The 20,033-nt window shown below is 64.7% G+C and carries 18 protein-coding genes; 6 read left to right on the plus strand and 12 right to left on the minus strand.

The features are described 5' to 3' along the window. Positions 1–19: 19 nt before the first annotated feature. Positions 20–628, minus strand: coding sequence for a TetR/AcrR family transcriptional regulator (locus ACCQ01_RS15985; protein ID WP_228431999.1), 609 nt, complete (start codon positions 626–628; stop codon positions 20–22). A gap of 138 nt (positions 629–766) precedes the next feature. On the opposite strand from ACCQ01_RS15985, the gene ACCQ01_RS15990 reads away from it, so the two are divergent. Together ACCQ01_RS15990 and ACCQ01_RS15995 are read left to right on the plus strand one after the other, a co-directional pair. Next, complete coding sequence (locus ACCQ01_RS15990; protein WP_223646153.1) at positions 767–1,690, plus strand: alpha/beta fold hydrolase; 924 nt, start codon at positions 767–769, stop codon at positions 1,688–1,690. Further along, on the plus strand, positions 1,687–4,161 hold the full coding sequence (locus tag ACCQ01_RS15995) for an acyl-CoA dehydrogenase (RefSeq protein ID WP_228431997.1): 2,475 nt from the start codon (positions 1,687–1,689) through the stop codon (positions 4,159–4,161). The genes ACCQ01_RS15990 and ACCQ01_RS15995 overlap by 4 nt, the downstream gene beginning before the upstream one ends. A gap of 684 nt (positions 4,162–4,845) precedes the next feature. On the opposite strand, the gene ACCQ01_RS16000 is transcribed toward ACCQ01_RS15995, so the two are convergent. Then, a complete protein-coding gene (locus tag ACCQ01_RS16000) occupies positions 4,846–5,199 on the minus strand; it encodes a DUF1304 domain-containing protein (RefSeq protein WP_076054386.1) in 354 nt (117 codons plus the stop codon). 56 nt (positions 5,200–5,255) lie between these two features. Next, entirely contained in the window at positions 5,256–6,620 is a 1,365-nt protein-coding gene (locus ACCQ01_RS16005) for an NTP/NDP exchange transporter (RefSeq protein ID WP_228431995.1), read from the minus strand. A 339-nt stretch (positions 6,621–6,959) separates the two neighbouring features. On the opposite strand from ACCQ01_RS16005, the gene ACCQ01_RS16010 reads away from it, so the two are divergent. Then, positions 6,960–8,339, plus strand: coding sequence for a serine hydrolase domain-containing protein (locus ACCQ01_RS16010; protein WP_011037998.1), 1,380 nt, complete (start codon positions 6,960–6,962; stop codon positions 8,337–8,339). Between the two features lie 1,489 nt (positions 8,340–9,828). Beyond that, positions 9,829–10,269, plus strand: a complete 441-nt coding sequence (locus ACCQ01_RS16015) for a hypothetical protein (RefSeq protein ID WP_020372506.1) — start codon at positions 9,829–9,831, stop codon at positions 10,267–10,269. 275 nt (positions 10,270–10,544) lie between these two features. Here ACCQ01_RS16015 and ACCQ01_RS16020 read toward each other — a convergent pair whose 3' ends face one another. The 9 genes from ACCQ01_RS16020 to nudE all read right to left on the minus strand — a co-directional run bounded on the left by ACCQ01_RS16020 (position 10,545) and on the right by nudE (position 17,437). Further along, positions 10,545–10,928, minus strand: a complete 384-nt coding sequence (locus ACCQ01_RS16020; protein WP_228431993.1) for a hypothetical protein — start codon at positions 10,926–10,928, stop codon at positions 10,545–10,547. Between the two features lie 367 nt (positions 10,929–11,295). Beyond that, positions 11,296–11,691 (minus strand): glycine cleavage system protein GcvH, encoded by a 396-nt coding sequence (gene gcvH / locus ACCQ01_RS16025; protein WP_011038001.1) that lies wholly within the window; start codon positions 11,689–11,691, stop codon positions 11,296–11,298. A 139-nt stretch (positions 11,692–11,830) separates the two neighbouring features. Then, positions 11,831–12,940 (minus strand): glycine cleavage system aminomethyltransferase GcvT, encoded by a 1,110-nt coding sequence (gcvT, locus tag ACCQ01_RS16030; RefSeq protein ID WP_228431991.1) that lies wholly within the window; start codon positions 12,938–12,940, stop codon positions 11,831–11,833. A gap of 207 nt (positions 12,941–13,147) precedes the next feature. Further along, entirely contained in the window at positions 13,148–13,582 is a 435-nt protein-coding gene (locus ACCQ01_RS16035; protein WP_228431989.1) for an NfeD family protein, read from the minus strand. A gap of 3 nt (positions 13,583–13,585) precedes the next feature. Then, positions 13,586–14,551: an SPFH domain-containing protein gene (locus tag ACCQ01_RS16040; protein WP_228431987.1), complete on the minus strand. Its 966-nt coding sequence runs from the start codon at positions 14,549–14,551 to the stop codon at positions 13,586–13,588. Between the two features lie 349 nt (positions 14,552–14,900). After that, complete coding sequence (locus tag ACCQ01_RS16045; protein ID WP_019237419.1) at positions 14,901–15,236, minus strand: YnfA family protein; 336 nt, start codon at positions 15,234–15,236, stop codon at positions 14,901–14,903. Next, complete coding sequence (gene mazG / locus ACCQ01_RS16050; RefSeq protein WP_228431985.1) at positions 15,233–16,057, minus strand: nucleoside triphosphate pyrophosphohydrolase; 825 nt, start codon at positions 16,055–16,057, stop codon at positions 15,233–15,235. Before mazG ends, ACCQ01_RS16045 begins: the two co-directional genes overlap by 4 nt. A gap of 34 nt (positions 16,058–16,091) precedes the next feature. Next, positions 16,092–16,892, minus strand: coding sequence for a 3'(2'),5'-bisphosphate nucleotidase CysQ (gene cysQ, locus ACCQ01_RS16055; RefSeq protein ID WP_014508542.1), 801 nt, complete (start codon positions 16,890–16,892; stop codon positions 16,092–16,094). Next, the gene (nudE, locus tag ACCQ01_RS16060) at positions 16,889–17,437 is read right to left on the minus strand and encodes an ADP compounds hydrolase NudE (RefSeq protein ID WP_029216848.1); all 549 of its coding nucleotides are present in this window, start codon (positions 17,435–17,437) and stop codon (positions 16,889–16,891) included. The genes cysQ and nudE overlap by 4 nt, the downstream gene beginning before the upstream one ends. 41 nt (positions 17,438–17,478) lie before the next feature. Between nudE and bioA the strand changes: the two genes are divergently transcribed. Next, positions 17,479–18,897 (plus strand): adenosylmethionine--8-amino-7-oxononanoate transaminase, encoded by a 1,419-nt coding sequence (gene bioA / locus ACCQ01_RS16065; protein WP_228431984.1) that lies wholly within the window; start codon positions 17,479–17,481, stop codon positions 18,895–18,897. Continuing rightward, positions 18,888–19,622 carry a 16S rRNA (uracil(1498)-N(3))-methyltransferase gene (locus ACCQ01_RS16070; RefSeq protein WP_228431983.1) on the plus strand — a complete coding sequence of 245 codons (735 nt, stop codon included), beginning with the start codon at positions 18,888–18,890 and terminating at the stop codon, positions 19,620–19,622. The genes bioA and ACCQ01_RS16070 overlap by 10 nt, the downstream gene beginning before the upstream one ends. Positions 19,623–20,033 lie beyond the last annotated feature (411 nt).

Genomic DNA, 20,033 nt, shown 5'->3' on the forward strand with positions numbered 1-20,033 from the left:
AGCCCGACGTATAGGGGATTTACCCCGGAATCAACGTCTGAATCACATGCTCGACGTAGGCTTCGAAATCTTCGCGGGCCTGCTTGGGTTGCTGCAGTTGCAGCGAGAGCTGCAGGAAGCCGACGTAGGCAGCGTAGGCCAGGCGGGCGCGGTGTTGGGCGTCGGTGCGGCTGAGGCCGGCTTGGCGGAACGAGGCGATCAGGTAGTCGAGGCGGCGCTGCGAGACACGGTCGATGACCGGGCGTACTGCGGGGTGATCCAGCGCCTTGAGCAACTCGCTGTAGATCACATGCGGCTTGACCTCGTGCGCAACCAGCTGGAACAGCGCGCGCAGGCGAGCGCTTGGATCGGGCACGTCTTCCAGGCTGCCGAACACTTCTTTCTGTTCGAAGATTTCCCAGCGCTCGAGTGCAGCCTGCAAGAGTGCGTCGCGCGAGGGGAAGTGCCAGTAGAAGCTGCCCTTGGTGACGCCCAGACGGCGCGCCAGCGGTTCCACCGCAACGGCGCCCACGCCTTGTTCGGCAATCAGATCCAGCGCAGCCTGCGCCCAATCGTCGGCGCTGAGGCGGTTGCCGCGGCCGGAACTGGCGCGGGGAGTGGCAGGGCTGGGTTCGGTGATGTCGTTCATTGTGACGATTTAACCATACGCTCGGGTCGGTTGCAGTATGCACCATCCGACGCTGACGCAAAGCGCGGCAATTCAACGGCTTAAACGTCCATACCAGGGAGTATTGACATCACCCGGGCGGGATCCATACCATTAGGTATGGTCAGCCATCCCTCTAGCCTCGCCGAGACTGCATCCCTTGCTCGCATCAGCGTGGGAGATGCGTCGCTGGCGGTTTCGCGGCGTGGTGCTGGCAATGCGCCCACCGTGTTACTGGCACATGGACTCGGGCAGACACGTCATGCCTGGGAAGCGACGGCCACGGCACTGGCGGAGGCCGGCTATCAGGCGCTGTCATTCGATGCGCGCGGGCATGGCGACTCCAGTCCCAATCCTGCGTCCCTGCCTTATTCGGCGGCGCAATTCACCGATGACCTGATCGTGCTGGCGGGTGAGTTGCCTGAGCCACCGGTGCTGGTAGCTGCGTCGATGGGCGGGCTGTTCGGCCTGCTGGCCGAAGCGCGTTGGCCGGGCTTGTTTCGCGCGATCGTGCTGGTGGACATCACGCCACGCTGGGATACCACCGGCGTGGAGCGCATCCTGCGCTTCATGACCGCGCATCCGCAGGGGTTTGCGTCGCTGGATGCGGCCGCCGATGCAATTGCCGCATATCTGCCGCAGCGCCCGCGCAAGAGTGCGGCGCAACTGCAGTTGCTGCTGCGCCAGCGCAGCGACGGGCAATGGCATTGGCATTGGGATCCGCGCCTGGTCAGCGAACTGGCGGGCCAGGATAGTCAGGCGCAGCAACAGGCACTGATGGAGGCTGCGGCACAGGTGCGTTGCCCGATGCTGCTGATCAGCGGCGGACGCAGCGATCTGGTCACGCCGCAAACCATCACTGAATTCCTGTCGATCGCCCAGCATGCGCAGCACGTGCAACTGCCGCACGCCACGCACATGCTGGCCGGCGATGACAACACCACGTTTACCGCCACCGTGTTGCATTATCTGGACGCACTTCCCTCGGTTGGCATCAGCACCGCGTCCAACATTACCGAGCATGTCACTGGAGCAAGACCATGAGCATCGTTGCACCGTTCCTCCTCGTCATCCTGGCGGCGGGCATCGCTGCCTATCACCGCATGCGCCTTGCCACATGGGTCGCGCTGAGCGCCTGCGTGCTGGTGGCGTGCTGGCTGTTGGGGGCCAACCTCACCGCCACGATCGTTGCAGCCGCGCTGGTCGTGCTGATTGCAGCCCCGGTGTTGTTGCCGTTTTTGCGCAAGCCACTGCTGACCACGCCGTTGATGGCGTTTTTCCGCAAGGTGCTGCCGCCGCTCTCCCAGACCGAGCGCATTGCGCTGGAAACCGGCTCGGTCGGTTTCGAGGGCGAGCTGTTCACCGGTGATCCGGACTGGCAGAAGCTGCTCAACTATCCCAAGCCGCAGTTGACCGTCGAAGAGCAGGCGTTCCTGGATGGCCCGGTGGAAGAGCTGTGCAAGATGGTCAACGACTGGGAGATCACCCATGTCCACGCTGACCTGCCGCCGGAGCTGTGGGATTACATCAAGAAGCACAAGTTCTTCGGCATGATCATTCCGAAGCAATACGGCGGCTTGGGTTTCAGTGCGCTGGCGCACCACAAGGTGATCCAGAAGCTGTCGTCGATCTCCAGCGTGGTCAGTTCCACCGTCGGTGTGCCGAACTCGCTCGGGCCGGGCGAGCTGCTGCTGCACTACGGCACGCCGGAACAGAAGGATTATTACCTGCCGCGTCTGGCGGTGGGTGCCGAGGTGCCGTGCTTCGGCCTGACGGGTCCGTTCGCTGGCTCTGATGCCACGTCGATTCCGGATTACGGCATCGTCTGCAAGGGCGAGTGGAACGGCGCCAACGTGCTCGGCGTCAAGCTCACCTTCGACAAGCGTTACATCACCCTGGCGCCGGTTGCGTCGCTGATCGGCCTGGCGTTCCGCGCCTATGACCCGGACGGCCTGATCGGTGACAAGAAGGACATCGGCATCACCCTGGCGCTGCTGCCGCGCGACACCCCCGGGGTGGAGATCGGCCGCCGCCACTTCCCGTTGAATTCGCCGTTCCAGAATGGCCCGATCCATGGCGAAGAAGTGTTCATCCCGTTGAGCCAGCTGATCGGTGGCGTGGAAATGGTCGGCAAGGGCTGGAACATGCTCAATGAGTGCCTGGCCGTGGGCCGCTCGATCACCCTGCCCTCCACCGCCAGTGGCGGCGGCAAGTACGCTGCAGTGGTGACCGGTGCGTATGCACGCATTCGCAAGCAGTTTGGCCTGTCGGTTGGTCGCTTCGAGGGCGTGGAAGAAGCGCTGGCGCGTATCGGTGGCAAGGCGTATGCGATCAGCGCACTGGCGCAGGCCACTGCCGCAGCGGTTGATCGCGGCGATGTGCCGTCGGTGCCGTCGGCAATCGCCAAGTATCACTGCACCACCATGGGCCGCGAAGTGGTCAGCGACATGATGGATGTGATCGGCGGCAAGGGCATCATCCTGGGGCCGCGCAACTTCGCTGGCCGCGCCTGGCAGGCCGCACCGATCGGCGTGACCGTGGAAGGCGCCAACATCATGACCCGCAGCCTGCTGATCTTTGGCCAGGGCGCGATCCTGTGCCATCCGTGGGTGATGAAGGAAATGAAGGCGGCGCAGGATCCGGATACGCGTCGCGGCCTGGAAGAGTTCGACCAGAGCCTGTTCGGCCATATCCGCTTCGGTATCTCCAACGCCGTGCGCTCGTTCTGGTTCGGCCTGACCGGTGCGCGCATCGGTGCGGCGCCCGGCGATGCGTATACGCGTCGTTTCTTCCGCAAGCTGGATCGTTATTCGGCCAACCTGGCCTTGATGGCCGACGTGTCGATGCTGATGCTGGGCGGCAAATTGAAGTTCAAGGAGTCGTTGTCCGGGCGCCTGGGCGATGTGCTGAGCCACATCTACATGACCAGCGCGATGCTCAAGCGGTATCACGACGAGGGCGCACCGGCGACCGACCAGCCGCTGCTGGCCTGGGCGTTCCACGACAGCGTGCACAAGATCGAAACCGCGCTGTCGGCGGCACTGCGTAACTTCCCGATCCGCCCGGTGGGCTGGCTGATGTGGGTGCTGATCTTCCCGCTGGGCCGCCGTGCCGAAGCACCGGGCGACCGCCTGGGCCATCGTGTGGCATCGATCCTGATGGCACCTAACGAAGCACGCGATCGCTTGGCACAGGGTGTGTTCCTCACCCCGTGCGCCAACAATCCGGGCGGCCGTATCGCCAGCTACCTGACCAAGGCGGTGATGGCCGAGCCGGTGGAACGCAAGTTCCTGAAGGCGCTCAAGACCAAGGGTATCGAGGCATTGGACTTCCCGGCGCAGCTGGACGAAGCCGTGGCCGAGGGCGTGCTCACCCTGGACGAGCGCAAGCTGCTGGAAGAGCTGCGCGAGATCATGATGGACACGATCACCGTGGACGATTTCGATCCGCACGAACTGCGCGCGGCCAGCTTCTACGACAAGCCGCAGGCACAGCAGCCGCGCGAAGCCGCGTAAGGGCAGCAACTAGGAACAAGCACAACGGCGAGCTCAGGCTCGCCGTTGTTGTTTCTGGCGTTTGACCCGTGAGCGCAGGCGAACGTGCCGTCGCCAGCGCGTGGAAGGTCAGGCTGACTGATCGGCAGCGTTGATGAGAAGAGATTAGGGACTCGTCGCGCAGCGTCGTTGCAACGGCGGGCTCAGGCTGGCCGTTGCTGTTCTGAGGTGGCAAATGCGCACTGGCGAATATGCAGAACGCTGTAGGCATCGCGTGGAGCGATTGCGCCGATGGGTCCGGCCGCGTTTGGGGTGAGAGAGATGCAGGCTTGTTGCACAGCGTCTCTGCGAGCGGATTGTGCTTCGCCATTGTTGTCTCTGGAGCCTGGCAACCGAGCGCTTGCCGCAAGCAAGACAGCAATCGTCATTGCACCTGCGCTACCGCGCTGACTGGCCTGGCTGTGCATCGCTGCACTGGGCGCTGGGCACCCTGCACAATCGCGTTCGGCGCAACGGGAGGGATCTCTTCCACTTCTAGCGCTGGCGTCGCCAGGCAGCAGCACAGCACTCTATCCGAGCACCAGCAGAAGACACGTTGGAACGCGCGCAGCAAACCGACGATGCGCTGCCGCACTCCCGCCGAACGTGCCCTGCACGCCGGTTGCAGCGTGTCGGCCGCCTGCCGCTAACAACGCAACAGCGACGTCAACCCGGCAACCACAGCAGTGCCAAGGCAATCAGCGCCGGCAACGCCTGCACGAAGAAGATGCGGCGATTGACGCTGTAGGCGCCGTAGCAGCCCGCCACCACTACACAGCCCAGGAAGAAGCTCAGCACGTCGGTGCGGGCCTGCAGCGCGCCCCAGAACAGGCCGGCGGCAAGGAAACCGTTGTAGAGCCCCTGGTTGGCCGCGAGCACGCGGGTGGCCTGTGCCTTCTCCGGCGTGTTGCGGAAGGTCTTCAGGCCCAGTGGGCGCGTCCACAGCACCATCTCCAGGACCAGGATGTAGACGTGCAGCAGCGCAACACACAGGCCGGCAACGATGGCAACGATGGACATAGGGACTGACTCGATCAAGGTAGGCGCCAGCATAGCGGCGATGACTGGCGTGCGGCTTACTCGCGGATGCGCCCTGACCCCGCATCGCGTTCGGCGGGGAGCTTGCGTGCCTCATGCAGCACGCCCAGGGCGCCCACCGTCATGCCGCATGCGATCAACACGCCCACACCGAAGACCACACTGGAACCGAACGCCGACACCACCTTGTGGATCCACACAACGCTCAGATCGCCGCCGCGATAGACCACGGTGTCGATCGCGGCCCCGGCCTTGTAGCGCCATTCGCGATCGACGCGCGTGTACAGCGTCTCGCGCGCCGGCTTGGCCAAGGCAAACTCGCTGGAACGGGTCATCACCTGCACGATCGCCAGCATCATGGGCAACGGTGAGGCAGACAACACGGCGAATCCGAAGATGATCGCCGCGCCGGGAATCAGCAGCGCGGGTGCAATGCCGAAGCGCGACAACAAGGCCCGCGTGACCAGCAACTGCAGGACCAGCGTGAGCGCATTGACCGCCAGATCGATGTTGGCGTAGTACGCGGTGCTCGCTGCCGCATCGGTATACAGGCGCCGCACCAGCGCGGCCTGCTCGTTGTACAGCAGCGTGCCAACGCCCACGCCGAACACCACCATGACCGCGAGCCAGCGCAGCAGCGGCTCGCGCACGATCAGCTTGAGCCCACCCAACACGTCGCCGCCCATCGGCACTTCGCCGGAGGTCACCTGGCGCTCCTGCTCGCGTGCGACCGCCCACAGGCGCAGGCGCAACAGGCACACCAAGCACATCCCCAGAAAGCCGGCCGACACCAGCATCAAGTGCGCAATGCCGATCCGCTCCACCAGGGTGCGGGTGAGGATCGGCCCCAGGAACGCGCCGATGGTGCCGGCCGCACCGATATAGCCGTAATAGCTGCGCGCCTCCGCATTGCTGAAGACATCGGCCATGAAGCTCCAGAACACTGCCACGGCGAACAGGTTGAACACCGCCGTCCACAGGAAGAATGCCATTCCGCGCCCGGGCACACCGGTGTCGAACAGCACATAGAACAGCAACAGCGTAGCGATAAAGAAGCCGTACACCACCGGCAGAAACACACGGCGCGGGTAGCGGCTCACCAGGGCCCCGTAGATCGGTTGCAGGAGCAGGGTGATCAAAAAGGTGCAGGTAAACAGCACCTGCAAGGTGAAGTCCTTCAGCGGCATGCCGTGTGCACCGAAGAACGCGATCATGCCGGCCGGAAAGATTGCCGCCACATCCGCCGATGCACCCATCGCTTCGCGCACCGGGCGCAGCACGTAGTAGCCGCTGAGCAGGCAGAAGAAGTACAGGAACGACCACGCCAACGGCGGAGAACTGCGCAAAGCACCCACCAGGTGGGCCACCGATGGACGCGAAAATGACTGGCCGTTCATCGGCATGACAGCGCTCGCCGCGGCGAACTCGACAACAAGACCATGGCAACGCAGCGCCCGCAGGAAAGCGCGCAAGTTAGCCGATGCACGCGTTCGCAGCCAGCGGCGCCAAGCACTTGCGCGGTTTTAACGGTCCTGGCGAGGCCTGCTCGGCACCTGGGCACGCTGCTTGCAGCTGCCTGATCGTGGTGTCTGCATGCCCGCCCAGGCGCGCTGCATGCGGGCTTTTTCACAAGCAGAATCATCAATAGGATCAATACGATGCCCATTCATCTTCCGGCAGTTTGTGCTATCGCAAAGCGCGGCGCTAGAATCGCCGGAGGCAGTGGAACAGGCGGGAACACCATGACAGAAATACGCAGGCGCCGACGGTTCCGTCCGTTGGCCGTTGGGCTGTTCGGGGCATTGCTGCCTCTGGCGCTTTCTTCCACCGCGCAGACCCCTGCCCTGACTGCCAATAGCTTGCAGCCGGCGACCGCCGCGCAGTCGCCCACTGCTCCGTTGCCTTACCGCACGTCGCTGCCTGCCAGCAGCGTGCTGGCGCCTGCCGCTGGCTTCGATGTGCCTTCGTTCGAGTCGATGGCCGACCAGCTCACCTACGGCAACCGCGTACCTGGCATGGCGATGGCCATCGTGCAGGGCGGCAAGGTGCTCAGCGCGCGCGGCTATGGCGTCACCGACGTCAATCATCCGCAGCCTGTCGACGGCCACACCGTGTTCCGGCTGGCGTCGTTGTCCAAGGCCTTTGCCGGCACCATGGCCGGGCTGCTGGTCAACGACGGCGTGCTGCGCTGGGACAGCAAGGTGGTGGACTACGTCCCCGGCTTCCAGCTCAGCGACTCCACTGCCACCCGTCAGCTCACCGTAGCCGAAGTCCTCAGCCACCGCGTCGGCCTGACCCGCAACGCCTACGACCGCGACATCGAATCCAACGCCGACTACTACTCGCTCAGCCACAAGCTGGCAGCCGCGCCGCTGCGCTGCGCGCCTGGCGATTGCTATGCCTACCAGAACGTCGCCTTCAGCCTGGTCGGTGATGTGGTGTTTGCGGCCTCTGGCAGCTTCTACGAGCAATCGGTGGAGCGCCGCATCTTCAAGCCGCTGGGCATGAACGATGCCAGCATGGGCCTGGCCGGTATCCAGGCCAGCCCGCATTGGGCACGCCCGCATGTGCGCAGCCGCAATGGCTGGGTGTCGCTGACGCCCAAGCCGACCTACTACCGCCTGGCACCGGCTGCCGGCGTCAATGCCAGCGCCAGCGACATGGCGCAGTGGCTGCTCGCCCACACTGGGCACCGCACCGACGTCCTGCCTGCGCCGCTGCTGGCGACATTGCACGCACCGCTTATCTCCACACCGGGCGAAATGCGCTCGGGCTGGCGCCACGAGCGCGTGGACGCGGCCAGCTATGCATTGGGCTGGCGCGTGTTCGACTACGCCGGGCATCAGGTGATCTTCCACGCCGGCGCCGTGCAGGGCTATCGCGGCCTGGTGGCGTTGCTGCCCGAACGCGACCTCGGCATTGCCATCATGTGGAACGGCGAAAGCGGCCTGCCCTCGGGCATGCTGCCGACCATCCTGGACCGCGCCCTTGGCCTGCCGGCCAAGCGCTGGCTGGATATCGATGTGGACGGCGACTTCGGTAGCGAGAACATGCTGGCCGAGCGCCCCGATCCGGCCGGCAAGGGTGCCTCTTCCGGCAAGTCGGTGGCATCGCCGCGCTGACCTGGTGGCTGGATAACGCATAGATCGAAAGGCGGCTTCGGCCGCCTTTTTTGTTGCCGTGTTGGGAGGCGGTGCGATGGATTCGGGCAGCCGATCGTTGGTGCGTGGATTGGCGAGCCTGCGGCTGGTGCGTGAGTGCGTGAGTGCGTGAGTGCGTGAGATGCGATGACACCATGCCAACTGAAGTTGCCGGGATGGCAGGTGAGATGCCGTTTCGCTATGCATGCTTGCTAGCCGCGCTTGCCTCGACGTTATCCGACCCACAGGGCCATGACGCGGACGAAGTGCAGGCCGCACACAGCAGCACCGTGGGCCAGCTCGACGACAATGAGCTGCTCTAGCTCTACTGCGCTAGCGCGGGTTGCCCGGCGCAGCACGCGGCTGAGCGGCCTCACGGGCACACATGAGGTGGAAGCAACACGTGGCTCGTCGCTGTATTTACGTACCAGGTAACCCGCAAGCGCTGAGTGCTTTGCACTCGGCCAAGCGAACCTGCGCACTGATCTTTAAGGGCGTGGTGATCGGCACGCTCGGTACCGGCTGGCCACTAGCAGCCACCTCCCGAAGCTCATGTTGGCCTGCCACTGGCAGATAGCTCCCAAAGCTTGTACCGGCTGACCACTGGCAGACAGATGACGAGGCTTGTGTCGGTTGGCCGTTGGTCGTTGGTCGTTAGTCGTTGGTGGTTGGTCGTTGGCAGACAGATTCCGGGGTTGGTGATGGACAGCCACTGGCGGGCAGACCCCGAAGCTCGTGTCGCTGCGAACAGATTCCGCGTTTGGTGATGGAAGGGAAATGGCGATGGCAGGCAGGTAGCGGCAGGGTCACCGCCATCTGCAGGCGGTTATGCACATTGAGGCACTTCGAAAACGATGCCGGTAATGCAATCGGCGGATCGACCCGGGCGATCCACAGCGACTGCAAGGAAGTCGCTGGGGTGGTGGTCAACTGAGCTGAAGATCGGTCGCTGCAACTACAGCTATGACTAAGAGCTATCCCGCTGGCGGTGGACGATGCAGCCAACGCGAAGAGACTCGGCGGTCATTGATCGGTCCAGTAAGGTGCCGCGTCGAGCTGTCGGCAGGCGCGGCTATGGCACCTTGTCGGCTGTGGAACGCAGCTTGCAAGCCCCAGGTGCTCCTACGTCCTTGGGCTGCAGCCCGAGGCGTCGGGGGCGACGTCCTGCGCCGGCTAGGCCTGGAACAGGCCGCACTTGCGCTCTAACGTACTGCCCGCTGCCCTATTGCGCTGACGATTCGCAGTGTACGAACCCGAGGACCCACAAGCGCGTGCTCCAGCCGCCTGCATCCATCCGCCGCGTCGGCGAAGATGCTCTGCCGCGGCAACCCACCCAACTACATCCACCAATAAAAAAGCTCCCTCCCCGCTGGGCGTCGGGGAGAGAGCTCGATGTTTACGGCGATCGGGTGTTACAAATCAGATCAGCGGTGCCGGGGTTGCGGGCAGCGCGACCGGAGCGGCCTTCTTCTTGCGAGCGGCCGGCTTCTTCTTGGCGACCTTCTTCACAGCAGGCTTCTTGGCAGCAGACTTCTTGGTGGCGGACTTCTTGGTCGCCTTCTTCGGAGCTGCCTTCTTGGCGGTCTTCTTGACGGCCTTCTTGGCGGCAGTCTTCTTGGTCGCCTTCTTTGCAGTCTTCTTCACTGCCTTCTTGGCGGCAGTCTTCTTGGTTGCCTTCTTCGCAGTCTTCTTGACGGCCTTCTTGGCAGCAGTCTTCTTGGTTGCCTTCTTTGCAGTCTTCTTGACGGCCTTCTTGGCGGCGGTCTTCTTCACTGCCTTCTTGGCGGTCGCCTTCTTCGCGACCTTCTTGACGGCCTTCTTGGCGGCAGTCTTCTTCACTGCCTTCTTGGCGGTGGGTTTCTTTTTCGCAGCTTTTTTAGTGGTGGCCATGTGTTTGGCTCCTCGTCAGTGAACTATGGAGTTGGAAAACGCCCAGTTGAAGCAAACCCCGTGACGGCATGCCGTCGTCGGGAACCGTCCGCAGGTGATGCGCGACGGGACGGATACAGAAACACCCGCATCGAACGGCGACACGGGTGCGTGATCGGAACGACCGCTGCGTTTTTTTGGAGAGAAGCGAACCCGACTCCACCGTTGATGGTGCTTCGGTGGACATCTGGAACAAGCGTGTCGGCCTGATGTCGATTCTGCTCACTCTCTTCCGCAGCAATGTCTGCTGGGCGAAACCTAATCACGCTTTTTTTTACTGTCAACACTCTTTTGCAAATATTTTTCAGTCTGGTGTCGCCACGCGTCGGCAAGCGGCGACGCAAACCGGCGTTGCCGGCGATCATCAACCCCGCATTCGCACAGACGCTTGCGCAGTGGTTTTTTAAAAAGCACTTCTTTTGCGCTGTTTTTTTCATACATGCCGTTCAAGCACATACGCAGGCACTCCGCGCCAGCAACACGACGCGGTGTCTGCGATGACCGCTGCGCCGCCTGTCCGCCAGCTGAAAATTTTTTTGCCGGCGTTGCCGCTTCCGGCGTCGCACAAGCACAAATGCGCAAACTTATTGCGCCGTTTTGTACTGCATGCGGTGCGGCACACGCGCAGCGATGGAGTCGCATGCGTTGGTTCGCGCCATCGGCAATGGCAGTACGACGACTACTTTTTCACCGAGCGCACGCCAACTCCTCACGAGTGGCTCACGCCAGAATTCCGTCGCGACGAAAAACGACCGCACACCTCTGACCAACATACCCACGGCCCGCATGTAGCGCATCGGCCGACCATCACCCGCGACGGATGCAGCCGCGACGACATCGATCGGTCGGCCACTGCTCCGCGCGCCGACGCCCTGCACGTGCGCATGCATCGCCGCCAGCCAGAAAACGACGGCAGGCAGTTCTGTGCTCGGTCGGCGAACCACCGCCCGCCAGGCAAAAAAAATGGCCGCTCGGATGAGCGGCCATCGGGATGCAGCCGGCGGCGCGATCAGTGCGCGTCGTCTTCCAGCAGCTCGGCGTAATCGTCCGGGGCCAGCAGTTCGTTGAGCTGTTCCTTGTCGTCGATCTCCACCACGAAGATCCAGCCTTCGCCGTACGCGTCTTCATTGATGGTTTCCGGCTTGTCGCTCAGCGAGGCATTGACCTCGACGACCGTGCCGGTGACCGGGCTGTAGACGTCGGAGGCGGCCTTGACCGACTCCACCACCGCAGCGCCGTTGCCAGCCTGGACGGTGTCGCCAACGGCTGGCAGTTCGACGTAGACCAGGTCACCCAGCAAGCCTTGCGCGTGGTCGGAGATACCGACAGTGACGCGGCCATTGCCTTCGACGCGGGCCCACTCGTGGGATTTGAGGAACTTGAGGTCGCCAGGGATCTCGCTCATGGGTGTGCTCCGGGAAAACGTAGGGTTCGGGGACAAGGCGTTAGTTTAACCAAGGCCGTGCGTCAGATGCTGGCATCGCGTGATGGCAATGCCGATGGATCGCTGCTGCCGGCCGCGCGAACGACCGGCAGCGGCGGACTTACGCGCCGAGTACGCCGGGTTGGGCCTGGCCGTCGCGCACAAACGGAAACTTCACCGCGCGCAATGGCACCTGCCTGCCACGGATGTCCACGCGCAGGTCGTCGATGCTGCCGGCCGGCACGCGTGCAAATGCAATGGCCTTGCCCAGGGTGGGCGAAAACGTGCCGGACAGGATCTCGCCCTCGCCGCCTGCGCTGAGCACCTTCTGGCCGTGACGCAGCACGCCCTTCTCGTCCATGACCACGCCGATCATCTGGCGGGGTGCGTCCTGCGCCTTCTGCGACTCCAGCACGCTGCGGCCGATGAAGTCGCGGCCTTCGTCGAGCGTGATGGTCCAGGCCAGCGCGGCTTCGTACGGAGTGACGTCGTCGTCCATGTCCTGGCCGTAGAGATTCATGCCCGCTTCCAGACGCAAGGTGTCGCGCGCGCCCAGGCCGGCAGGCGCCACGCCATGCGCGAGCAGCGCATTCCAGAACGCGACCGCATCGGCCTGCGGCAACACGATTTCAAAACCGTCCTCACCGGTGTAGCCGGTGCGCGCCAGGAACAACGCAACGCCATCGCGCGTGCGCGTCTGCAGCGCAGCGAAGCGGCCGAGCTTGCTCGCGGCACTGGTGTCGGCGGGATCGAGCAGGTCGATCACCTTGCTGCGCGCGTTCGGTCCCTGCACCGCGATCATGGCGAAGTCGGCACGCTCTTCCACGCGTACCTCGAAGCGTGCGGCCTGTTCGGCGATCCACTGCAGGTCCTTGTCGCGGGTGGCGGCGTTCACCACCAGGCGGAAGAACTCTTCCTGCATGAAGTACACGATCAGGTCGTCGATCACGCCGCCTTGCGGGTTGAGCATGCAGGTGTACAGCGCCTTGCCGGAGACCTTGAGCTTGTCGACCGAATTGGCCAGCAAGTAGCGCAAGAACTCGCGCACGCGCGCGCCGCGCAGATCGACCACGGTCATATGGCTGACGTCGAACATGCCGGCGTCGCGACGCACCTGGTGGTGTTCGTCGATCTGCGAGCCGTAGTGGATCGGCATGTCCCAACCGCCGAAGTCGACCATCTTGGCGCCGAGCGCGCGATGGGTGTCGTTGAGGATGGTCTTCTGGGTCATGAGCGCCGGTCCAAGGGAAAGAGGATCATTATCGCCGGCCGGCCACGCTTGGGGGAAACCGCGGATTGCCACTGGCGCAACGCACGGCCGGTGCGCGGGCATCGGGGTGCGTGCGCCGCTTGGACGAACCCGACCAGCGGCGACCGATGAGTTCCCGATTGAGCGGCGTGCGGCGCAAGACCGGCGCATCACGCGCCCGTGGGTGGATCAGGTGTTGGGCTGCACCTGCAGGGTCATGCCGTCGACCGCAACGATGCGCACCGACGCACCGGCGGGAAGATCCGGGCCACTCACCACCCAGAACGCATCGTCCACCTTGGCGCGGCCACGTCCGTCAACGATCGCCTGATCCAGCAGCACGCTGCGACCGATCAACTGTTCGGCGCGCCGGTTGAGCAAGGGCCGATCGCTCTGCCGGCCCTTGCTGCGGAACCAGGTGCGATACACCTGGATGGCGACGAAGCTGAGCACTACGAACGCCACGATCTGCACCAGCACCGACATGCCGGGCACGGCCAGCACCAGCACGCATACCGCTGCGGCCGCGATGCCCATCCACAGCAGAAACGCGCCGGGCGCCAGCGTCTCGGCGGCGATCAACAGCAAGGCCAGCACTGCCCAGGCGACCACGTCCCAGCGCATCGCTCAGCCTCCCGCGCGCGGCGGCAATGGCGGTGTGCGCACCACCGGCGCGTCGGGCTTGCCCAAGGCTTCCTTGGCCAGCTCGGCGATGCCGGCGATGGAGCCGATGATGCCGCTGGATTCCATCGGCATCAGCACGAACTTCTGGTTGGGCGCGGTGGCCAGCGCCTTGAACGCTTCCACATACTTCTGCGCAACGAAGTAGTTGATGGCCTGCACGCTGCCTTGAGCGATCGCATCGGACACTACCTGGGTGGCCTTGGCTTCGGCCTCGGCCAGGCGCTCGCGTGCCTCGGCATCGCGGAGCGCGGCTTCCTTGCGGCCCTCGGCTTCGAGCACGGCGGCTTGCTTCTCGCCTTCGGCGCGCAGGATTTCCGATTGACGCGAGCCTTCGGCTTCGAGAATCTGCGCGCGCTTCTCGCGCTCGGCCTTCATCTGCCGCGCCATCGAATCGATCAGGTCGCGTGGCGGCTGGATGTCGCGGATCTCAATACGGGTGACCTTGATGCCCCAGGGGTTCGTGGCCTGGTCGACCACGCTGAGCAGCTGCGCGTTGATGGTTTCGCGCTGGCTGAGCGATTCGTCCAGGTCCATCGAACCGATCACCGTGCGGATATTGGTCTGCACCAGGGCGATGCTGGCGATTTCCAGATTCGACACTTCATAGGCGGCCTTGGCCGCGTCCAGCACCTGGAAGAACACCACGCCGTCCACGCGCACCACCGCATTGTCCTTGGTGATGACGTCCTGGCTGGGCACGTCGAGCACCTGTTCCATCATGTTGATCTTGCGGCCCACGCCGTAGACCACCGGAATCAGGAAATGCAGCCCCGGCGTCATCGTGTGGGTGTAGCGGCCGAAGCGCTCCACGGTCCACTCGAATCCCTGCGGCACCATGCGCACCGTCTTGAACAGCACGATGACGCCAGCGACCAGAACCACGATTGCCAAGAACGATGTTGGAAACATGTGCGACTCCTTCCCCGATGCGAACGATCCTTGCCCAAGTATAGGCCTGTGCGTGGAGTGCCCGAATGCGCTGGAAGACGGGAGGCATGCACGTGGGATCATCGATGGGTGCCATCAGGCAGGCGGCGCATAGGCGCTGCGCATGACCAACCTTACGCGTGTGCGCGGCGCTTGATCAGTACGCGCGCGGTCCCCTCGCATGGCGCAGTGCAGCAGCCACGGCGATCTGTCTCGGACCCGCCGAAGGCAGTTCTTACCGCGACGCATAAGAAGGTGTGGAGAGAACCGCCTCAACGTGCAGCGCGATAGCGAGGCACTCCATGCCTGTGACCCACCCGCACGAGCGCACTCAACCGGAGCGCGGCGAAAACATGATGATGGCCATGCCCAGCAGGCAGCAGCCGGCGCCGAGCAGATCCCACCGCGTGGGCGTCACCCGGTCCACCCACCACAACCACAGCAGTGCGGTGGCGATGTAGACGCCACCATAGGCGGCATACACGCGGCCGCTGGCGGCCGGGTGCAAGGTCAACAACCAGACGAACACCGCCAGGCTGAGTGCGGCCGGCAACAGCAGCCACACGCTGCCGCCTTTGCGCAGCCAAAGATAAGGGAGGTAGCAACCCACCAATTCGGCCACCGCGGTGGCCACGAACAACAGCAGCGTGGTCAGCGCCGCGGTCACTGCGCGGCGGGCTCGTCACGCTTGACGCGTTGCCACAACGCTTCCTGTTCGCTCAGCGATAGCGCGTCCAGCGCGGTACCGTCGGCCTGGGCATATGCCTCCATCGCGCGGAAGCGACGCTCGAATTTCAGATTGGCGTGGCGCAATGCCGCGCCCACATCCACCTTGGCATGCCGGGCCAGGTTGGCACAGACAAACAGCACATCGCCCAACTCGTCTTCCAGTCGTGCCTGGTTGTCGGCGACCGGGCCACGCGCAAACTCCACGCGCAGCTCGTCGATTTCTTCCTGCAGTTTTTCCAGCACCGGCGCCGGGCCGGGCCAATCGAAACCGACCCGTGCCGCGCGCGACTGCAACTTGGTGGCCCGTTGCCACTCCGGCAGCCCGCGTGCGATGCCGGCCAGCGCGGAACTGTCTTTCTCTCCCGCCGCGCGGCGCTCCTCACGCTTGATCTGCTCCCAGTTGGCGCTCACCGCCTGCGCGCCATCCACCTGCTGCGCGCCGAAGACATGCGGATGGCGACGCACCAGCTTGTCGCTGATGCTGGCGACCACGTCGGCAAACCCGAAGGCACCTTGCTCGGACGCCATCTGCGCGTGGAAGACCACCTGCAACAACAGGTCGCCCAATTCGTCCTTCAGGCCGGGCAGGTCGTGGCGATCGATCGCGTCGGCCACTTCGTAGGCTTCTTCGATGGTGTACGGCGCGATGGTGGCGAAGGTCTGTTCGACATCCCACGGGCAGCCGTGCTCGCGGTCGCGCAGGCGTACCATCAGCTGCAGCAGGTGCGCGATGTCGCCGCTGGAAGGAGGTTGGCTCATCGGATCTCTCGTTGGGTGCGGCGGGGCGGCACGCTTACACCAGCCAGTCGCGCCACGGCAGGCCGGGGTCGCCCAGGGCGATGAAGTCGCCATTGAGCAAGGTGTCGCGGCGGTTGTAGCGGAACGGCTTGCCGGTGCCGGCCGCGAGCAGCGCGCCACCGGCGGCATGCAGCACGCACTGGCCAGCGGCGGTGTCCCACTCGGAGGTGGGACCGAAGCGCGGGTACACATCCAGCTCGCCTTCGGCGATGCGGCAGAACTTCAATGAGGAGCCCTGCGCCACCACGTCGATCTGGCCCATGCGTTCCAGCGCGGCGGCTGTGCGTGCATCGCGATGCGAGCGGCTGGCGGCGACCCGTAACGGGGCAGCAGCAGGCGTGCGCGAATGCAGCATTTCGTCGCGGTCGCCATCGCGGCGGTAGGCGTTCTCGCCGCGCGCCGCATACCAGACGCGGCCATCGACCGGCGCCTGCACCACACCCAGCACCGGCGCGCCCATGTGGATCAGGGCGATGTTGACGCTGAACTCGCCATTGCGCTTGACGAACTCGCGCGTGCCATCCAGCGGGTCGACCAGCCAATAGCTGGTCCAGTACTGGCGTTCTTCCCAGGCCACGTGGGCAGACTCTTCCGACAACACCGGCACATCCGGCGTGACCCGGCGCAAGCCTTCCACGATGACGCGGTTGGCGGCCAGGTCGGCCTGGGTCAACGGGCTGGCGTCGGCCTTGATCTCGACAGCGAAATCCTGCGCGTACACCTCCATAATGGCGTCGCCGGCCTGGCGCGCGATCGCGATCACGGTCTCGCGCAATTCCATCGGGATACGGATCATGGGTTGCGCTCCAGCCACTCGCGCGCAATGAACAGGGCCGCCAGGGAACGGCCTTCGGAAAAGTCTTCGCGCAGCATCAGTTCGTCCAGGCGTGCCAAGGGCCAGGGGATGACATCCAGTTCTTCCGGTTCGTCGCCGGGCAGACGCTCGGGGTAGAGGTCGCGCGCCAGCACCAGCCAGGATTGGTGACTCATATAAGTAGGAGCAAGCGTCATGGCGCGCAGCACCTGCACCTGGCGCGCGCCGTAGCCGGCTTCTTCCTTGAGCTCGCGGTCGGCGGCCTGCTCGGGCGTCTCGCCGGCATCGATGCGGCCCTTGACCAGGCCCAGCTCGTAGCGGTGCACGCCGGCGGCGTACTCGCGTACCAGCAGCACGGTCTGCGCATCGAGCATCGGCACGACCACCACAGCGCCGTGGCCCTGACTGAGCTGGCGTTCGTACAGGCGGCGCTCGCCGTTGGAAAATTCCAGATCGAGCTGCTGGCGCCGGAACGGCCCCTCGCCCAGATCAGTGATCTTGTGGATGGTCGGCAGACGCGTGCTCATGCGCAGCACGCAGCGGCGGAGCCGGCCGATAGAATAGGCAGATGCATCGACATGTTCATGAGCCCGAAATCCTAGCAGACCCGGCAGCCCTCGAAGCTGCCGAACATTGGCGGCAACGCGATCTTGCGGTGGTGTGGCACCCCTGCACCCAGATGCGCGAGCACCCGCACACACTACCCCTGGTGCCGATCGCACGTGGCGACGGCGCCTGGCTGATCGGCCACGATGGCCGCCACTATCTGGATGCGGTCAGCAGTTGGTGGACCAATCTGTTTGGCCACGCCGAACCGCGCATCGGCGCGGCCATCGCGCAGCAGGCCGGCACGCTGGAACAGGTGATGCTGGCCGGCTTCACGCATGCGCCCGCCGTGCAACTGGCCGAGCGGCTGCTGGCGATCGCGCCGCGCCAGCCCCACCGCGCGCCGCTGGCCAAGGTGTTCTACGCCGACAATGGCTCGGCCGGGGTGGAAGTCGCCTTGAAGATGGCCTTCCACTATTTCCATAACCGTGGCGAGCACCGCCGCACCCGCTTCATCGCGCTGGAGAACGGTTACCACGGCGAGACCATCGGTGCGCTGTCGGTGGGCGACATTCCGCTGTACCGCCGCGTGTACGCGCCGCTGTTGCTGGAATCGATCTTCGCGCCTTCGCCCGATGCGTACCTGGCCGAACCGGGACAGAGCGCCGAGGACTACGCGTTGCAGGCGGCCGATGCACTGCAGCATCTGCTGGAGCAATCCCCGGGCGAAATCTGCGCCTTGATCCTGGAGCCGCGGGTGCAGTGCGCCGGCGGCATGCGCATGTATCACCCGGCTTACCTGCGCCGTGCGCGCGAACTGTGCGATGCGTATGGCGTGTTCCTGATCGCCGACGAGATCGCCACCGGCTTCGGCCGCACCGGCACCTTGTTCGCCTGCGAACAGGCCGGCGTGATGCCTGATCTGTTGTGTCTGTCGAAAGGGCTTACCGGTGGCTTCCTGCCCCTGTCGGCGGTGCTGGCTACGCAGCAGCTGTATGACGCGTTTCTGGATGACTCGCGCGAGCGCGCCTTCCTGCATTCGCACAGCTACACCGGCAACCCGCTGGCATGTGCGGCGGCGTTGGCGACGCTGCAGATCTTCGCCGACGACGACATCATTGCGCGCAACCAACGCACCGCCGCACACATGACCCAGCTCGCTGCGCAGATCGGCGAGCACAGCGCGGTGGCCGACGTGCGCCAGGCCGGCATGATCGTCGCCTTCGAGCTCACCCAGGGCGGCGACAAGCGCACGCCCTTCCCCGCCGCTGCGCGCGTGGGCCTGCAGGCCTACCGCGCCGCACTGGCACGCGGCGTAGTGCTGCGCCCGTTGGGCGACGTGCTGTACTGGATGCCGCCATATTGCGTGGACGACGCGCAGCTTGCGCTGCTTGCCGACACCACCCGCCACGCCATCGCCGAGGCCGTTGCATGCGCCTGACCCGTTCGTATGTTGCATTGCCGCTGCACAGCGGCGGCGATGTCACGCTGCCGGAGGAATCGGCCAACCATCTGCTGCGTGTGCTGCGGCTGCGCGAAGGCGATGCCTGCGTGCTGTTCAATGGCGATGGCAGTGACTACCACGCACGCATCACCGTGGCCGGCAAGCGCGAGGCGCGGGCTGTGGTCGAGCGGGTGGAGGCAGTGAGCAACGAGTCGCCGCTGGCAATCACCCTGCTGCAGGGCATTGCACGCGGCGAGAAGATGGACCTGATTCTGCAGAAAGCCACCGAGCTCGGCGTGACAGCGGTCGTGCCGGTCAATGCCGAGCGCACCGAGGTGAAGCTGGACGCCGCGCGTCTGGAAAAACGCATGACGCATTGGCGCAGCGTGATTGTCTCGGCCTGCGAGCAATCCGGGCGCGCACGCATTCCCTCGCTGGCACCGCCCGCGTCGCTGCAGGACGCCGCGCGTGCCAGCGATGCACAGGCGTTGCGGTTGACGCTGGACCCGCACGGCGAACATCGCCTGGGCACGCTGGCGGTGCAACCCGGGCAAGAGGTAATTATGGCGATCGGCCCGGAAGGTGGCTGGTCGCCACGCGACCGCACAACGCTGGGCGAGGCCGGCTTCACCGGGCTGCGCCTGGGTCCCCGCATCCTGCGCACCGAAACCGCGGGATTGGCAGCGATTGCGGCGCTGCAGTCACGGTTTGGGGATTTGTAGGGCGGGTTGTTCGTGTGTGTGCGGCGCTGGCAAGGCACGTCCTTTCAGGGCTGCGTTTCTGTAGGAGCGCCGTTGGGCGCGAGGGCTTTATCGATAGAGCCTCATCGCGCCCGAGGGCGCTCCTACGACGTGCTGTGACTTTCCTGCTTACTTATCCCTGCTTACTTATCGAAACCGCGCATATCCTACGTCGGCATCGGCGGGTTGCATGATGACAGCGCGCAGCGGCCGGATTGGGAATCTGAGGCCGAACTTCAGCCAGGCGCGCACCGCGCTGACCAAGCATTCCGCGGACTAAGCGCTGGCTGTGAGGCGATCCGATCTTATGTAGGAGCGCCCTTGGGCGCGAGGGCTCTACCGGTAGAGCTTCATCGCGCCCGAGGGCGCTCCTACCTGTGTCCGACTAATGCC

Source organism: Xanthomonas sp. NCPPB 4037, from assembly GCF_041475695.2.
GTDB classification, from domain to species: Bacteria; Pseudomonadota; Gammaproteobacteria; order Xanthomonadales; family Xanthomonadaceae; genus Xanthomonas; species Xanthomonas campestris.

What these genes read in the sequence shown, in the direction of transcription:
- ACCQ01_RS16005 (WP_228431995.1), bottom strand. Translation starts at nt 6,620, where the DNA reads ATGCCGATGAACGGCCAGTCATTTTCGCGTCCATCGGTGGCCCACCTG.
- ACCQ01_RS16035 (WP_228431989.1), bottom strand. Translation starts at nt 13,582, where the DNA reads ATGCGCTGGGACGTGGTCGCCTGGGCAGTGCTGGCCTTGCTGTTGATC.
- gcvT (WP_228431991.1), bottom strand. Translation starts at nt 12,940, where the DNA reads ATGACCCAGAAGACCATCCTCAACGACACCCATCGCGCGCTCGGCGCC.
- ACCQ01_RS16070 (WP_228431983.1), top strand. Translation starts at nt 18,888, where the DNA reads ATGCGCCTGACCCGTTCGTATGTTGCATTGCCGCTGCACAGCGGCGGC.
- mazG (WP_228431985.1), bottom strand. Translation starts at nt 16,057, where the DNA reads ATGAGCCAACCTCCTTCCAGCGGCGACATCGCGCACCTGCTGCAGCTG.
- ACCQ01_RS16000 (WP_076054386.1), bottom strand. Translation starts at nt 5,199, where the DNA reads ATGTCCATCGTTGCCATCGTTGCCGGCCTGTGTGTTGCGCTGCTGCAC.
- ACCQ01_RS16020 (WP_228431993.1), bottom strand. Translation starts at nt 10,928, where the DNA reads ATGCGACTCCATCGCTGCGCGTGTGCCGCACCGCATGCAGTACAAAAC.
- nudE (WP_029216848.1), bottom strand. Translation starts at nt 17,437, where the DNA reads ATGAGCACGCGTCTGCCGACCATCCACAAGATCACTGATCTGGGCGAG.
- ACCQ01_RS16040 (WP_228431987.1), bottom strand. Translation starts at nt 14,551, where the DNA reads ATGTTTCCAACATCGTTCTTGGCAATCGTGGTTCTGGTCGCTGGCGTC.
- cysQ (WP_014508542.1), bottom strand. Translation starts at nt 16,892, where the DNA reads ATGATCCGTATCCCGATGGAATTGCGCGAGACCGTGATCGCGATCGCG.
- bioA (WP_228431984.1), top strand. Translation starts at nt 17,479, where the DNA reads ATGCATCGACATGTTCATGAGCCCGAAATCCTAGCAGACCCGGCAGCC.
- ACCQ01_RS15990 (WP_223646153.1), top strand. Translation starts at nt 767, where the DNA reads ATGGTCAGCCATCCCTCTAGCCTCGCCGAGACTGCATCCCTTGCTCGC.
- ACCQ01_RS15995 (WP_228431997.1), top strand. Translation starts at nt 1,687, where the DNA reads ATGAGCATCGTTGCACCGTTCCTCCTCGTCATCCTGGCGGCGGGCATC.
- ACCQ01_RS16010 (WP_011037998.1), top strand. Translation starts at nt 6,960, where the DNA reads ATGACAGAAATACGCAGGCGCCGACGGTTCCGTCCGTTGGCCGTTGGG.
- gcvH (WP_011038001.1), bottom strand. Translation starts at nt 11,691, where the DNA reads ATGAGCGAGATCCCTGGCGACCTCAAGTTCCTCAAATCCCACGAGTGG.
- ACCQ01_RS15985 (WP_228431999.1), bottom strand. Translation starts at nt 628, where the DNA reads ATGAACGACATCACCGAACCCAGCCCTGCCACTCCCCGCGCCAGTTCC.